At 59.7% G+C, this 14,749-nt stretch carries 11 protein-coding genes and 3 pseudogenes; 7 read left to right on the top strand and 7 right to left on the bottom strand.

Features of this window, described 5'->3' with window-relative positions:
* Positions 1-43: 43 nt before the first annotated feature.
* The 3 genes from mksF to mksB are packed head-to-tail and all read right to left on the bottom strand — an operon-like array spanning position 44 to position 4,849.
* Positions 44-2,884, bottom strand: a complete 2,841-nt coding sequence (gene mksF / locus CES87_RS09000; RefSeq protein ID WP_128605861.1) for an Mks condensin complex protein MksF — start codon at positions 2,882-2,884, stop codon at positions 44-46.
* Complete coding sequence (gene mksE, locus CES87_RS08995) at positions 2,881-3,582, bottom strand: Mks condensin complex protein MksE (protein ID WP_128605860.1); 702 nt, start codon at positions 3,580-3,582, stop codon at positions 2,881-2,883. The genes mksF and mksE overlap by 4 nt, the downstream gene beginning before the upstream one ends.
* Entirely contained in the window at positions 3,572-4,849 is a 1,278-nt protein-coding gene (gene mksB / locus CES87_RS08990) for an Mks condensin complex protein MksB (RefSeq protein WP_178081407.1), read from the bottom strand. The genes mksE and mksB overlap by 11 nt, the downstream gene beginning before the upstream one ends.
* Before the next feature lie 206 nt (positions 4,850-5,055).
* On the opposite strand from mksB, the gene CES87_RS08985 reads away from it, so the two are divergent.
* Positions 5,056-5,802 carry an energy transducer TonB gene (locus tag CES87_RS08985; protein ID WP_128606102.1) on the top strand — a complete coding sequence of 249 codons (747 nt, stop codon included), beginning with the start codon at positions 5,056-5,058 and terminating at the stop codon, positions 5,800-5,802.
* A complete protein-coding gene (gene rimI, locus CES87_RS08980) occupies positions 5,795-6,247 on the top strand; it encodes a ribosomal protein S18-alanine N-acetyltransferase (protein ID WP_128605858.1) in 453 nt (150 codons plus the stop codon). The genes CES87_RS08985 and rimI overlap by 8 nt, the downstream gene beginning before the upstream one ends.
* Before the next feature lie 126 nt (positions 6,248-6,373).
* On the opposite strand, the gene CES87_RS08975 is transcribed toward rimI, so the two are convergent.
* Complete coding sequence (locus CES87_RS08975) at positions 6,374-6,778, bottom strand: serine kinase/phosphatase (protein WP_128605857.1); 405 nt, start codon at positions 6,776-6,778, stop codon at positions 6,374-6,376.
* A gap of 155 nt (positions 6,779-6,933) precedes the next feature.
* Here CES87_RS08975 and can point away from each other — a divergent pair, with 155 nt between their 5' ends.
* Complete coding sequence (gene can / locus CES87_RS08970; RefSeq protein ID WP_128605856.1) at positions 6,934-7,578, top strand: carbonate dehydratase; 645 nt, start codon at positions 6,934-6,936, stop codon at positions 7,576-7,578.
* Positions 7,579-7,669: 91 nt separating this feature from the next.
* On the opposite strand, the gene CES87_RS08965 is transcribed toward can, so the two are convergent.
* The 3 genes and pseudogenes from CES87_RS08965 to CES87_RS08955 form a co-directional block, all read right to left on the bottom strand.
* Positions 7,670-8,170, bottom strand: a complete 501-nt coding sequence (locus tag CES87_RS08965; RefSeq protein WP_128605855.1) for an SET domain-containing protein-lysine N-methyltransferase — start codon at positions 8,168-8,170, stop codon at positions 7,670-7,672.
* A 158-nt stretch (positions 8,171-8,328) separates the two neighbouring features.
* A pseudogene (locus CES87_RS08960) lies at positions 8,329-9,499 on the bottom strand (hypothetical protein).
* 98 nt (positions 9,500-9,597) lie between these two features.
* A pseudogene (locus CES87_RS08955) lies at positions 9,598-11,015 on the bottom strand (short-chain fatty acid transporter).
* A gap of 198 nt (positions 11,016-11,213) precedes the next feature.
* On the opposite strand from CES87_RS08955, the gene CES87_RS08950 reads away from it, so the two are divergent.
* The 4 genes and pseudogenes from CES87_RS08950 to CES87_RS08940 all read left to right on the top strand — a co-directional run bounded on the left by CES87_RS08950 (position 11,214) and on the right by CES87_RS08940 (position 14,743).
* Positions 11,214-12,527: an MFS transporter gene (locus CES87_RS08950; protein WP_128605854.1), complete on the top strand. Its 1,314-nt coding sequence runs from the start codon at positions 11,214-11,216 to the stop codon at positions 12,525-12,527.
* A 123-nt stretch (positions 12,528-12,650) separates the two neighbouring features.
* A pseudogene (locus CES87_RS34220) lies at positions 12,651-13,379 on the top strand (PAS domain-containing protein); the annotation flags it as partial.
* Positions 13,359-13,967 carry a methyl-accepting chemotaxis protein gene (locus CES87_RS34215; protein ID WP_256590859.1) on the top strand — a complete coding sequence of 203 codons (609 nt, stop codon included), beginning with the start codon at positions 13,359-13,361 and terminating at the stop codon, positions 13,965-13,967. The pseudogene CES87_RS34220 and the gene CES87_RS34215, both read left to right, overlap by 21 nt.
* A gap of 176 nt (positions 13,968-14,143) precedes the next feature.
* A complete protein-coding gene (locus tag CES87_RS08940) occupies positions 14,144-14,743 on the top strand; it encodes a flavin reductase family protein (protein ID WP_128605852.1) in 600 nt (199 codons plus the stop codon).
* Positions 14,744-14,749 lie beyond the last annotated feature (6 nt).

Raw genomic sequence — 14,749 nt, 5'->3', positions numbered from 1 at the left:
TCCATCGGATCGCGGCCTTTTTGTTGCCTTCAGTCAAAGCAAATCAAACCGCATCCAGCTCTGGCTCATCCGCTTCGACATTGACCGTCGCCTTCACCTGATCATGACGACGAATGTACTTCCAGTCCGCTTCGTCGATGTAGATGCCGGCCGGGCCGCTGCCGCCTTCCAGGTCGATGGCGACACTGGCGCAGACTTGCGGTTTCACACTCGCCAGGATCGGCACGAAGCCCAGTTGCAGGCTGGTTTCCAGCAGAGCCGCCTGGTTCTTCTCATCGATGTCCGCGGCCTCGTCGAGGTAGTACGGTAAGCGCACTCGCCCGGCCAGGTCGCGATCCATCAAGTGCAGCAACAAGTACATGTTGGTCAGCGCCTTGATGGTCATGGTGGTGCCATTGGATGCGGCGCCGTCGATGTCGGTGTGGATCACCGGTTGACCGTTGACCTTGGTGATCTCGAACGCCAGTTCGAACAAGTCCTTGAGGCCGAGCTGGTTGTGGTTGGCGGCTACCAGCCGCGCCAGGTATTCCTTGGCCTCTTCATTCTTGTTGTCCTGTTCCGCGCTCTGGCTCAGGTCGAACACCGACAGCGTCTCGCCTTCTTCGTACTGACCTGCGCTGTGGATGATCTGGTCGATGTGCTTGAGCGCTTCCTTGTTCGGTGCGAGCACGATGCGGAAGCTTTGCAGGTTGGAGACCTGACGCTTGTTGATCTCGCGGTTGAAAAGCGCCAGTTGATGTTCGAGGCTGTCGTAGTCGCTGCGGATATTACGCAGAGTCCGGGCGATGTCGGTAACGGCTGCACGACGAGCCTTGCCCAGGGTCAGGGCTTCATCGGTGCGGTGTGCGTACGCGTTGATCAGCAGTTGCAGACGACGCTCCATATCGTCTTCGCTATCGAACTTGGCCACACCCTTGAGGCGTACCTGAGCGTACAGCGCTTCAATCTGCCCATCGGCGCGCAGCAGGCCTTGCCAGCTGTCCTGATAGTCGTTGAGCAGCGGCAGCAGGTTGTCCATGGAGTCGTCGACCGGGTCCATGAATGGCGTGCCAAACGGCAGGTCCGCCGGCAATAGCTGACGGCGGCGCAAAGCGTCGTCGAGGGTACGTTGCTTGGCTTCCATGTCGGCGATCTGTCGGCCGACCAGTTGCAGCTTGGCCGACAGCTGCTGGACGCGCTCGGTGAATGCATCGCTGGAACGCTTCAATTCGTCCTGCGCGGCTTCCATCTGTGCGAGCTGTTCAAGCTTGTCGCCTTCCTCGGCACTCAGGGTTTGCGCGCGACGGAAATCTTCCAGGGCCTTCTGCGCATCCAGTACTTGCTGGTACAGCGCTTCAGTCTGGGTCTTGCTCGCGGCGCGGTCGGCGGCCACGGCTTGCTGGGTTTTCAGTTGCTTGAGTTCTTTTTCCAGACGTTCTTTCTGATCGCGCAGTGCCGCACGGTCGGCCAAGGCTTGCAGGGCCGGCGGCTCGATATGCGAGATGTCGATCGACAGGCCCGGCACTTCGAAGCGCTCGCCTTTGAAACCGTCGAGAATTAACTCCACGGATTTTACCCAATCGCCGTTGTCGTCCAGCGCAATGCCATGCTCGCCCAGCGGCAGGCTGAACAACGCACTGTTGAACAGACGCATCAGGCGCTCGACATCCTGCTGCGAGAACTCTTCGCGCAGGCGGGCATAGCTGTTGTTGTCGGCGTGATCGAGCTGCTGCCTGACTGACTTCAGGCGTTTTTCCAGGTCCCGCAGGCGCTCTTCCAGGTCCTCGGCGCTGAATTGACGCGACTGGGCCAATGCACCGGCCAGTTCATCGTGAGCATCCTTGGCGGCGAGCAGTTGTTGCTCCAGCACCTTGACGTCATCGACCAGGGCAAAACGATGCTTGAGCACTGACAGTTCGCCGAGCCAGCGTTGGATACCAGTGATTTCCCGCTCCAGACGCATCAGTTCCTGGGTGCCGCCACGCTGGTCGTTTTGCAGGGCGTCCTGCTCGTTGCGGTAGTGCTCGGCCTGAATGGTCAGCTCTTCCTTGCGCCCACCGGCGTAGTCAGACCAGGTGCCCAGCAGGGAATCGAGCAGTGGCGAGATCCGATGCAGCTTGCCGCGCAGAATGTCGCGTTGTCTTACGCCGTTGGCCAAGGCTTCGACCAGCGGGCCGGCAGCAACCAGCGAGTTGTAGTCCTGCTCCATGCGTCGTACATCACGGAAGGCTTCTTCGCACGCGGCAATGTAATCCACGCTACCGGAACGCAGGCTGTGCTCGAAGGCATCGAGGAACAGCTGTTTGAGTTTGGCCGCAGTGATTTCGCGCATGTGCAACAGGTTGATGAACAGCGCACGGAAGGTCTTCAGGCTCTGTTCGCTGGTGGAGCGCAACGGGATCAGCGTCAGGTCCAGCGGAATCGAAGTGTGGCCACCGACCAGCAGACGGCGCAGCTCGTCCGGCTTGAGTTCGTAGGCTTTCAGGCCTTCGCGCTCAAGGTTGGTGAACAGCTCTTTCTGGCGCAGGCACGTGTCGTTTTTCTGGTAATGGGCCAGGTCCAGTTTGCCGGCGTAGGCAAAGAACTGGTGGCCGAAGCCGCCGCCGGGGCCGCGACCGACCACGCCGATCACGTGCGGACCGTGAGGTAGCGAGACCTCGACCAGGATGTAACTGGTGTCCGAGGCGAAGTAGAAACGTCGGGATTGTTCCAGGCTGTATTTGCCGAAGCTCATGTCCGACATGCGCGCCAGGATCGGGAACTGCAAGGCGTTGATCGAAGCGGATTTACCGAGGTTGTTCGCGCCGTAGACCGACAGTGGCTCTTCCAGCGGAAACAGGCCGAGGCTGTAGCCGGCGGTGTTCAAAAGGGCAAAGCGGCGGATGCCGTAGCGTTCCTTGCTCATGCGTCGAGCTCCTGTTCTTCGGCAATGGCGCGGGCCAGGGCGTCTTCTTCGCTATCTTCCTCAAATTCCGCCAAATCCAGCGGGTCGTCGGTCTCCAGCAGTTTTTCATCGCTGTCATCGTCGATCAGCACCGGCGCCGGTAGCGGCAACACGCTGTGCAAGCTGGCGGCCAGATCGCGATCCTGCTGAACCGACAGGCAGACATCGAGGAAGCGGTGCATCGGCGGCAGGAAGCGATAGACACCGTTTTCTTCGCCGGCGAAACCGAGCTGGGTCATGCGCCGCATGATTTTTTCTTCGAGTTCCTCGACGGTCTGTACTTCCGCCTGGATAAACAGGTCGCGGTACTTTTCCAACAGCGACGGCAACTCATCGCGGCCGAGGCTGCCACCATCGAGCACGGCGATCGGGTCGCGGCCCTGGTCGGCCAGATGCTCGACAAGAATGAAAGTGAACAGCGCCAGACGCTGGGCAGTCTTGTTCACCGCAGCTGCAGCGAGGTCCGGCACGAAGTAGTAGAAACCACGGGTGTCGCACACCAGTTCAAACCCCAACGCCTTGAACAGCGTGCGGTACTGGTCTTGAAAGTTCGACAGTTGCGCGTACAGCTCCGGATCGCGGCGGCTGACGTGGTACCCCTTGAACAGCTCGCGAAATATCGGCGCCAGCTGGGACAGTTCGGATAGATCAAGTTGCATATGGAATGCTCGCAGAATTCTCGGTGGCGTCATCGTCCGCCGAGAGCAGGGCGAAGGAGCGCAGGCTGACCTGGTGCTCGTGTGTGTGGTAATCGCGGCGTTCCAGGCGTTCACGCTTGAAGCGTTTTTCCCGGGACAGGCGGGAGAACCAATACAGCAATTCGTCGGTGGCGCCGTCCGGTTCCTGCTCCAGCAACCAGGTCATCAGGTCCGGCATCGGCAGGGCGTGTTCGCAACGATCGAGCATCTCCCGGACTGTGCGTGGCGCGCGGGGTGCTTCGCCTTTCTGGGTCTTGTGCGCCTTGGGGAACCGCGTCGGTTTCGGCTCGAAACGGGCCAGGGCGTAAACGTAGGCTTCGACCTGACTGGCGCTGCCAAGGAAGGTGCTTTGCGGCCGGGTGAACATTGGCATCGCCGCTTGTGGCACGGCATCGATGCCCTTGCGACGAATCATCGACAGTGCCAGCGCCGCACCACGGGTCACGGCGTTATGCCGGCGTGCTTCTTCACGCAGCGGCAACAGCAACTCGCGGGCGTGGCGCAGGGTCAACTGGGCGCTGGTCTGCATCTCGAGGATGCGCGCATGGGTGCGCAGCAGCATGTCGTCATCGACCAGGTGGCCTAGACGCTGCTGTTCAGTGAGCATCTTCAACAGGACGTTTTCTACCTTGCGCACACCTTGTTCGAAGGCGCCGTCGGCATTCACCAACTGAATCATCGGCTCGACGTATTCGTCCCAGGTTGCCAGAACCTCGGCATAACGCTGACGCAACGGGATCTGCCGTTCGCTGGTCTTGGCACGCTCGGCGACCGCCACCAGGGCCTGTTCATCGTTGGCGAGCTTTTTCAGTACGTCGCGCACACGCATGTCGAGCAGGCGCAGCTGGCGGGCCAGGTCGTTGCCGTCGCGGATGTCAAAGGCATCCTGGATGTAACCGGCCAGGCGTTCGAGATGGCGCAGGTAGGCTTCGATTTCCAGGCACAGGCCCAAGCGGTGTTCACGGCGCAAATAAGCAAGGAAGTCGTGGATCTGCGCATTGAGCTCGAAACGGTTCGGGCTTTTCGCCACGGGAACCAGAATGTCGAGGCGAATCCACAGGTCCAGCAGGCTGGTGATGTCTTGCGGCGTACTGTCCAGTTGCTGGGCGGCCAACTGCGAACGCAATTCGTTGAGGCTCAGGGTGCCCTGGTCGAAGTGCTCGCACAGTGGCTCCAGAAGTGCCCAGTGTTCAGCGAGGGCGCGCAAGACGCGCTTGGGTTCGATCATCGGAATGGCCGGCGGGTTGGCGAATAAAAGCCGAGATTGTACTGCATCACAGGCAATGCGATTCAGTCTCGGGACGGACAGTAGGCTTTCTATCGATCAACAGCGGGCGATCTTGAGCGAAGGGCGGTAGAATCACCGCACTTTAGTTATCCACAAGTGGCTGACCTTTGCTTATCGAGTCCCGTCGCCGCGCCTATCTGAGCGCCATGCAGGTGGTCAATTGGCTGCCGCGCACCGAACTGCCCTTTGCTGCGCCGTCGCGGCCCGAGTTGCTGGAGCCGCTCGAGCCGTTGGTCGTCGCGCCGTCAGCGCTGGCGGTTGTGGTCGATGCGCCCGTGGAGCCGGTGGTGAAGCCGACCGAGCGGGTGAAGATCGAGGTGCCGCGGCCATCGCAGGGGAGCACGCGTACCGGCGCCAAACCGGTGGCGGAGGCCGAAGTGGCTCCGGTCGTCGCCAAAGTCGCGCCCGTACCGCCACCGCGTTTTGCACTGCAATTGCTGCGTGCCGGGCGTTGTCTGCTGTTGGTGGAGTTGCCCACAGGCGAAACCTTCCAGACCCGCGATCCCGCGTATTTGCTGCTCAAGGACATGTTGCGCGCCGCGGGTCTACCGGACAGTCCGCAGATCGTCGGAGAACCGGTGCGTTGGCCGCTGCTGGTGCGTGGCTCCATGGATCAGGGGCCGGAAGCAGCCCGCGACTTCGTGCAGGGCTTTCTCTCGGTGCGGCTGGAAGAAGCACCGTGTGTTTGTCTGTGGCTGGTCGGCCTGCCAGCGGTGCGCTTCGCCGGTGAGGCGAATGCAGAATCCTTCAACCGCGAACTCCAGGTCGAAGGCCTGGGTTGCGTCTGGGCCTTACCGGGTCTGGAATTATTAATGGAAGAGCCACAGCGTAAGGCTGAAGTCTGGCAAGCCATGCGTCGGCTTATGGCGCGCTGGAAAGAATCAAATGAGTGACGCTGTATCGTTTCGCCCGATGACCGAGGCGGATTTGGAAGCTGTACTGAAAATCGAATACGCCGCCTACAGCCACCCCTGGACCCGCGGAATTTTTCTCGATGGCCTGGGCAAGTACCAGATCTGGATGATGTTCGAAGGTCAACAGCAGGTCGGTCACGGCGTGGTGCAGATTATTCTCGACGAAGCGCATCTGCTCAACATTACCGTGAAACCGGAAAACCAGGGGCGTGGCCTCGGTCTGACACTGCTGGAGCATCTGATGTCGATTGCCTATAAGGCCGATGCCCGGGAGTGTTTTCTGGAAGTTCGCGACAGCAACACGGCGGCATTCAAGTTGTATGAGCGGTATGGGTTCAACGAAATCGGTCGGCGACGGGATTACTACCCGGCGGTTGGCGGGCGCGAAGATGCGGTGGTCATGGCCTGCACCCTGGTGGATTAAGCCCTAAAAGCTTCGCGGGCAAGCCCGCTCCCACAAGGTTGAGTGCGTCGCATCCAAATGTTGTGAACGACATAAATCCTGTGGGAGCGGGCTTGCCCGCGATGGCGTACGATCAAGCAACGCTGGTCAATGCTTCCCGTCGAGAGGATCGCGCCGCGCCAGTTCCTCCTCATCCAGCCCATTGCCGCCTCCGATATCGTCTTCATCGACAATACTCAAATCCCAATCGGCCTGATTACCTTCACCGGCTTCCCGGGCATCCCGAGCGCCATCCTCACGGATCAGGGTTTCCGGACTCATATCGTCGTCGGTAGGCTCATCGTCAGCGATCGAACCACCGGTCATGCCCGCTTCAAGCACGCGTTCGCGAGGCATCAATTGCTTGCGTTCGCGCTCTTGCAGTTCGTCACCTATTTTCGCGCTGGGCTGTTCGTCGTCGAAGTCCAGCTCATTCACCGAACCCATGCGGTCTTCGTTATCATCAATGGGCTCCGGTTGCACCGCATCATACGGACGTCGTGAATCAGTCATGGCCATTCCTCATACTGTAGGCCTCATACTGTGGGCCTTACTACGGTGGACTCACCGGCCGCATGAGAATTCCAACGGAAACACCTGCGATCCTTTCGTGACCCCGACGGGCGGTCGTCTGTCAAAGCAACGAATCATTCTTGAGGCTTCCCAGCATGCACGACTTACAAGACCTGATTGATAACAACGAGCGTTGGGCTGACGCGATCACCAAGGAAGATCCGGATTTCTTCGCCAAACTGGCTCGCCAGCAAACGCCTGAATATCTGTGGATCGGCTGCTCCGACGCGCGAGTGCCGGCCAACGAGATCGTCGGCATGCTGCCGGGCGATCTGTTCGTGCACCGTAACGTGGCCAACGTTGTGCTGCACACAGACCTCAACTGCCTGTCGGTGATTCAGTACGCGGTCGACGTGCTGAAGGTCAAACACATCCTCGTTACCGGCCACTATGGCTGCGGCGGTGTGCGTGCCTCGATGCAAAATCGCCAATTTGGCTTGATCGATGGCTGGCTGCGTTCAATTCGCGACCTTTATTACGAAAAGCGTGAAGAGCTCGCCCAACTGGATACCGAAGAGGAACAGGTTGATCGTCTCTGCGAACTCAACGTGATCCAGCAAGTGGCCAACGTCGGTCACACCAGCATCGTGCAAAACGCCTGGCACCGCGGACAGAGTCTATCGATTCACGGCTGCATCTACGGCATCAAGGACGGTCGCTGGAAAAGCCTGAACACTACCATCAGCGGCTTCGAGCAATTGCCGCCGCAGTACCGCCTGCGTCCGTTCGAGCCGCTGTAAAACCCGTAGGAGCTGAGTTTGCCCACGATAGCGGTCAGACATTCACTGGAGAGGGTGATTGTAAGTCGGCCATCGTGAGCAAGCTTTGCTCCTACAGCCGACGCCAGTGTTGTAAGAACTGCTGGCCGTCGGCGTTTGGCGTCTCCTCATATCCGTGGATCCAGCCCCGACAGTTGTATGAGCCGCAGCGGCAGGCGAACTGGCGCAGCAGTTTGTCTTCAGTGGCTGCGTAGTCCATCGTCAGCCAGTCACCTTTCTGAATGTCCTTCAGCGCCCACAACCACAGTTCGCTCATGTCGAGAAAGACATTGGGATCACAGGAATGTCGCAACAGTCCACAGAAACGCGGGTCGTAGACATGCACGCCGGGCGCCAGTTGTCGGGTATTGCGGCAGCGATAGGGCAGCAAATGACCTGAAACCCGGCAGATTCGACTGATCCGTGGAAACTCGCGCAGCGCCACAGCGGCTACCGGCTTGCCGGTGTCGCTCGTGTGAATCTCGAAGTCGGCGAGAGAGGGAAATCCGAGGTGAAGGGATAACCTGGCAGAGGGATAAACACCAGCGGGTGGTGCTGCGAGAGACCTGCTCAATGCATTGGCTTCATAACGATCCTTGTCGGCTGGGTGCTGCGACTTCCATCAGCTGACGATCCTGTCAGCGCTGCAGCACGTGGGTTCAGCCCAAGCCTCTCGCAGAAGAAACGGGCGGTCTACTGTCATAAGTGACAGCGTGACCGCCGCTCATCGTTTTATAGCCCTGGAGCGGGGATGGTGGTGGCAGGCGCTGGCGCCTTGAGCAGTTTGAGCTGGGGCGCTATCGCCGCTGACGCGCATTTGCCGACGGCCTGTGCGGGCGTCAGGTTGCGGATCGAGGTGTAGAACAGCTCGCAGGTTTTTCTTTCTGGGCCACTTGCCAGGTTTGGGTACAGGTTTCAGCTCAACGTCGGCATTGCTGTCCGTTTCTCGGCCCATCGCGGCCTGCCAGCACGCCACACTCAAATCCTGACCCATGACTTTCAGGCCCGCCGCATCGGCTTTGGCTTTTGCATCATTGCCGGTATAGCTCGCCGGATCGGCTGCGTACCAAATGTAGCTCGGGTGGTTGGCGCCCAGCACAGGCACTTTCACCCCCTCGCTTGGGCTGATGCTCACCAGGCTCAGCACATTCACGGTCGGCCCGTATTGCTGCTTGATCCAGTTACGCACCGGTCCACCGAAGGCGACCATCGGCCGCGGCTCACCACTGGCGTTCAGGCTGACGTTCTTGACCATGGTGGTCTGGTAGTCCTTGAAGTAGTCGTAGACGCCTTCCAGGTCCTTGCCGGCGTTTGACGGCGCGGCAATCGGGGCGATGTCGATAACGGTCTGGTAGCCCGGTGTCTGTTCGGCCGGGATGCCGTTGATGGTCAGCAGCGACGCCCAGCGATCGGTCGTGGCAGACTTTAGGTAGTCCTGGGCCTGGGTCAACGAATAATCCGGTGGGAAGTGCAGCAGTTCGATACTTTTACGATTTTCCAGTGGCATGCCCAATGGCAAAAAGAAATACCAGTTGTAGGCCCACTTTCCGTCGGCGTTCAGTTTGTTGGCGCCGTTGTATGCCAGGTCGCCCGCGTCGAGCAGCGCCGCCAACGGCTTTTCATAGCCTTTGGGCACCTCGCTGATTTCGGCGTGGAGTTGACCGTTATCCGTTTTGACCAGAACCTTCGCCGCGCTGTAGCCATCACGCTGCACGCTTTGGGTCAGGTAATGCTCGACGGTTTGCTCCAGCGTCCAGTTGTGGAAGCAAATCACGTTGCAATTGTTGGGATAGGAGAACAGATGGGTGACGCGTTCGGTGCTGCCCAGCTTCAGGCTGACATCGGCGTGGGCAGTGGCACTCAGAGTGAGGGCCGAGAGGGCAAGTCCTGCGAGTTTGAGCATGCTCAGATCCTTTTCAGCCTGTAGGTCCAATACATATTGAAGCAGACATGACCGGATAAGGAGTGGGGCCGAAAGAGATATCGGCCCCTTTTTTTGCTCTACGGCATCACTGGTGGTGCATAAGCCAATGTCGTCCCCAGTGCCCATAGCAAGAACAACACTATCGGCGTGTGTACCAACAACTGTACGAACGAGAATCCGATCAGGTCCCGCGCCTTCAACCCCAGCACGCCGAGCAGCGGCAACATGTAGAACGGGTTGATCAGGTTAGGCAGGGCCTCGGCGGCGTTGTAGATCTGGACGGCCCAACCAAGGTGGTATTTCAAATCGTTGGCCACTTGCATCACGTACGGCGCTTCGATGATCCACTTGCCGCCGCCGGACGGGATGAAGAAGCCGAGAATCGCCGAGTACACACCCATCAGCAACGCATAGGTGTCGTGGGAGGCGATGCTGACGAAAAAGGTCGAGATGTGGTGCGCCAGAGTCTGCGCATCGGCGCCTTTGACGGTGGTCATCAACGCAGCGATCGAACCATACAGCGGGAACTGAATCAGCACGCCGGTGGTGGTCGGCACCGCACGGGCCACGGCGTCGAGGAAGCTGCGTGGGCGCCAGTGCAGCAGGGCACCGAGCATGATGAACAGGAAGTTGTAGGTGTTCAGACCGGAAATCGCGCTGATCGCCGGTTTGGTCGAGAACTCATGGAACAGCCATCCGGCAGCCAGCAGCACCAACAGGATTATCAGCAGCGGGCTGTGCTCCAGCCATTCGCCGGGACGGGTGCGCGGTTGCAGGGGCGGCAGGTTGAAACTCGGGTCGACGCCGCATGCCTTGGCATCACGTGCCGAATTCGGGCCTGGGGCGGTGGCGTAGGCAATAATTAGCGAAATGACGATCAATGCCAGCAACATCGCGCCGGACTGCCAGAGAAAGATTGTTTGAGTGAACGGAATCACTCCGGTGATCGACAGAATCGACGGTGGCAGGCTCGCCGGGTTGGCCTGCAATTGTGCCGCCGACGACGAGAGGCCCAAGGCCCAGACCGCGCCGAGCCCGAGGTAAGCCGCAGCACCCGCGGCGCGGTAGTCCATTTTCAGATCGGTGCGGCGGGCGAGGGCGCGCACCAGCAAACCGCCGAAAACCAGTGACAAGCCCCAGTTCAACAGCGACGCGACCATGGAAATCAATGCGACCCAGGCCACGGCGGAGCGGCCGTTTTTCGGCAGCTTCGCCAGACGATCAATCAGCTTCACCGCCGGTGGCGAACTGGCGACCACATAACCGCCGATCACCACGAAAGCCATTTGCATGGTGAAGGGATCAGGCTCCAGAAGCCATCACCAAACGCCATGGCGGCGTCGGTGGGTTTGGCGCCCATGGCCATGGTGGCGACGGCGACGATGATCACCGCCAGGGCGGCAAATACCCATGAGTCGGGGAACCAGCGTTCGGCAAAGCTTGAGCAGCGCAGGGCAAAGCGGGCGGATCGGCTATCTTCGATATCAGCGGCCACGGGAGTACCTCGAATTTTTATGTTTGTTGTGGTCTTCGGGGCGGCAGAAACCCGTCTGGACAGGCGTTAACAGTAAATCAAGCGTGGGTTTTTGCGGGGCTGTTTTGCGGCTATGGGACTTTGGTCTAACGGGTTGTCCACAGGCGCGTTTGCGTAGACCATGGGCGCCTCGGTTTTGCCTGTGCCAGAGTTCTTTTCATGACTACTCACATCGATTCGCGCCCGGCGCCGTTCAGCCGCTCGGACTACAAGACCCTGGGGCTCGCGGCCCTCGGTGGGGCGCTGGAAATCTACGACTTCATCATTTTCGTATTTTTCGCGCTGACCTTGAGCCAGCTGTTCTTCCCGCCGGACATGCCCGAGTGGCTGCGGCTGCTGCAAAGTTTCGGGATCTTCGTCACCGGTTACCTGGCGCGGCCCCTGGGCGGAATCCTGATGGCGCATTTCGCTGACCGATTGGGCCGCAAGAGAGTGTTCAGCCTGAGCATCCTGATGATGGCATTGCCGTGTCTGCTGATCGGGATCATGCCGACCTACGCGCAGATCGGCTATTTCGCACCGCTGTTGCTGTTGCTCCTGCGAGTCCTGCAAGGGGCTGCAGTGGGCGGTGAGGTGCCAAGCGCCTGGGTATTCGTAGCCGAGCATGCGCCGGTTGGCCATCGCGGTTACGCCTTGGGCTTCTTGCAGGCGGGACTGACCTTTGGTTACCTGCTCGGCGCGTTGACCGCGACATTCCTGGCCCAGGCCTTCACCCCGGGGGAAATCCTCGATTACGCCTGGCGATTCCCGTTCCTGTTGGGCGGAGTGTTTGGCGTGATTGGTGTCTGGCTGCGCCGCTGGCTCAGTGAAACCCCAGTGTTCATGGCCATGCAGGCCCGGCGCGAGGAGAACGTCGAACTGCCGTTGCGGGCGGTCCTGCGTGAACATCGACTGGCCATGCTGCCGGCGATGATTCTGACCTGCGTGCTGACCTCGGCGGTGGTGGTGTTCGTGGTCATCACTCCGACCATGATGCAGAAAACCTTCGGCATGACCGCCAGCCACACTTTCGCCTTGAGCGCCCTGGGCATCGTTTTTCTGAACATCGGCTGCGTGCTTGCCGGGCTGCTGGTCGATCGCATCGGCGCCTGGCGCACCGTCATGCTTTATAGCCTGCTTCTGCCAATGGGCATTGGTGTGCTCTATGCCTGCCTGATCAGCGGCGGTAACTGGATCGGTCTGGCCTACGCAGTGGCCGGCCTCGGTTGTGGAGTGGTTGGCGCCGTGCCGTCGGTGATGGTCAGCCTGTTCCCGGCGCGGATTCGTGTTTCGGGTATTTCCTTTACGTACAACATTGCCTACGCCGTGTGGGCGAGTATCACACCGTTGCTGCTGATCGGTCTGATGCCATGGAGCCCATGGATCTGCGTGATTTTCTGTGCAGTGATGGGCGCGGTGGGAGTTGGCAGTGCGGCGTATTTCGGCGCGCGGATGCCGAAAATCAGCAGTTGTCCGGTCGCCGGCGTGGTGTGACAGAAAGGGGCGGTCCGGGTGGTGCAATTATTTTGTAGGACAAAGCTGAAGCGCTCTTCAGAAAAGAGCCACAAGGCCGATGGTTAGGCTGCATATCGCTTTCTATCCCATCGGTGCGTCCCCATGTTCAATAAACGCTTGAAGCAGGAGCTATCGGCTCTTCGCGAAGAACTCTCCAGCCTCCAGCAAGTAAAGGAAAGTCTGGAAAGCGAGATGCTCGTGCTGACCTTGGATGCGGATGGTCGGGTGCAATCGGTCAACCAGAACTTCCTCAGCGAGATGCACTACAAGGGCAGCGAACTGATTGGTCGGCACATCGAAGACATTGTTCCCGATCATGTGAAAACCGATGAATTCCACCGACGCTTCAAGACCGCGCTGACCCGAGGCGAGCATTTCGCCGGTACTGTGCGCCTGTTGCGTGGCACCGGCCAGGAAGCATGGTTGCGTTCGATCGTGCAACCCGTGCGGTCGGCGGATGGGAAGATCAGAAATTTCCCGATTTACTCCAGCGACCTGACCCGCACCATCGAGGCCTCCCGTGAACATGAAAACCTGATCGGAGCGCTGGTGCGCTCGACGGCGGTGATCGAGTTCGACCTCAATGGCATCGTGCTGACAGCCAATGATCGCTTTCTCTCCGGCATGGGTTACAGCCTGGCGCAGATCAAAGGCAAACATCACCGAACCTTCTGCCTGCCGGAGGAGGCCAACAGTGCCGAATACCAGAATTTCTGGCGCCGCCTGAACGCGGGGGAGTACGTAGCTGACCGTTTCAAGCGTGTCGACAGCCACGGTCGTACGGTCTGGCTGGAGGCGTCCTACAACCCGGTGCTTGATGCCAACAACAAACTCTACAAAGTGGTGAAGTTCGCCACGGTGATTAGCGATCAGGTCAATCAGGAGCAAGCCGTCGCCGAAGCGGCGAATATCGCCTACAGCACTTCCCAGCAAACTGACCAAAGCGCGCAGCGTGGCAACGCCGTGGTGACACAGGCGGTGGATGTGATGCGAAATCTGGCCAAGCATATGCAAACCGCTGGCGACGGTATCGAAGCCTTGAACGAGCAGTCGCTGGTGATTGGCACCATTGTCAAAACCATCAGCGGCATTGCCGAACAAACCAACCTGCTGGCGCTCAACGCCGCCATTGAAGCGGCCCGCGCCGGTGAACAGGGGCGAGGTTTTGCCGTGGTGGCGGACGAGGTTCGGCAATTGGCCTCGCGCACCAGCCAGGCCACCGATGAGATCGTGCTGGTAGTGCGTCAAAACCAGGACATGGCCCGCAATGCCGTGGCGCTGATGACCGACGGCAAACTCCAGGCGGAAAAAGGGCTGGCATTGGCGGCAGAAGCTGGCACGGTGATCGTCGAGATTCAGGACGGTGCGCAGAAAGTGGTAAATGCGGTGGGGCAGTTCGCCAACCAGTTGGCAACCTGAGATCAACACGGCGTGCCCCTGTAGGAGCGATGCTTGCTCGCGAAGAACGTCTGGACAACGCGAGCATTCAGACAGCACGCGTTATCGTTGACCTCCATCGCGAGCAAGCATCGCTCCTACAGGGTTTTGGGGTTTTATCCCGTTACAATCAGCTCTTTTCTCAGGAGCAGACATCCATGAGCGTTTCTCACCGCCGTCCGGTCCCTTTGCCCAAAGCCTATCGTTTGCTCAATCACGGGCCGACCGTGCTGGTCAGCGCAGCCCATGGCGGCGAGCGCAATATCATGGCAGCGGCCTGGGCCATGCCGCTGGATTTCGAACCGCCGAAAATAGCCGTTGTGTTGGACAAATCCACCTGGACCCGCCAACTACTGGAAGCCTCGGGCACCTTTGTGCTGAACGTTCCCTGTGCCGTGCAGGCCGATATTGTGCAAACCGTCGGTTCGACGTCGGGCCTGGAACTGACCCGGGAACAGGGGCGTGACAAGTTCCAGATCTATGGCTTGCCGACCTTCGATGCCGAGCTGATCGACGCGCCGATGCTCGATGGTTGTGTCGCCTGGCTTGAATGCCGACTCTTGCCGGAGCCTGGTAACCATCGACAATACGATCTGTTCCTTGCCGAAGTGATTGCCGCTCAGGCCGATGAGCGCGTTTTCAGTGACGGGCGTTGGCACTTCGAAGGACAGGACGCGTTGCGCACCCTGCACCACGTGGCCGGTGGGCACTTTCTGACCATCGGTGAGCCGGTGGACGGCAAGACTTTGCAATCGTAAGGTGGC

Origin of the sequence: Pseudomonas sp. ERMR1:02 (assembly GCF_002277815.1) — a bacterium.
Classification (GTDB): Bacteria; Pseudomonadota; Gammaproteobacteria; order Pseudomonadales; family Pseudomonadaceae; genus Aquipseudomonas.
This window is presented reverse-complemented; position numbering and strand designations above follow the sequence as displayed.

Coding starts and splice junctions, on each gene's coding strand:
- mksF (WP_128605861.1), bottom strand. CDS start 2,884: ATGAGCAAGGAACGCTACGGCATCCGCCGCTTTGCCCTTTTGAACACC.
- mksE (WP_128605860.1), bottom strand. CDS start 3,582: ATGCAACTTGATCTATCCGAACTGTCCCAGCTGGCGCCGATATTTCGC.
- mksB (WP_178081407.1), bottom strand. CDS start 4,849: ATGATCGAACCCAAGCGCGTCTTGCGCGCCCTCGCTGAACACTGGGCA.
- CES87_RS08985 (WP_128606102.1), top strand. CDS start 5,056: ATGCAGGTGGTCAATTGGCTGCCGCGCACCGAACTGCCCTTTGCTGCG.
- rimI (WP_128605858.1), top strand. CDS start 5,795: ATGAGTGACGCTGTATCGTTTCGCCCGATGACCGAGGCGGATTTGGAA.
- CES87_RS08975 (WP_128605857.1), bottom strand. CDS start 6,778: ATGACTGATTCACGACGTCCGTATGATGCGGTGCAACCGGAGCCCATT.
- can (WP_128605856.1), top strand. CDS start 6,934: ATGCACGACTTACAAGACCTGATTGATAACAACGAGCGTTGGGCTGAC.
- CES87_RS08950 (WP_128605854.1), top strand. CDS start 11,214: ATGACTACTCACATCGATTCGCGCCCGGCGCCGTTCAGCCGCTCGGAC.
- CES87_RS08940 (WP_128605852.1), top strand. CDS start 14,144: ATGAGCGTTTCTCACCGCCGTCCGGTCCCTTTGCCCAAAGCCTATCGT.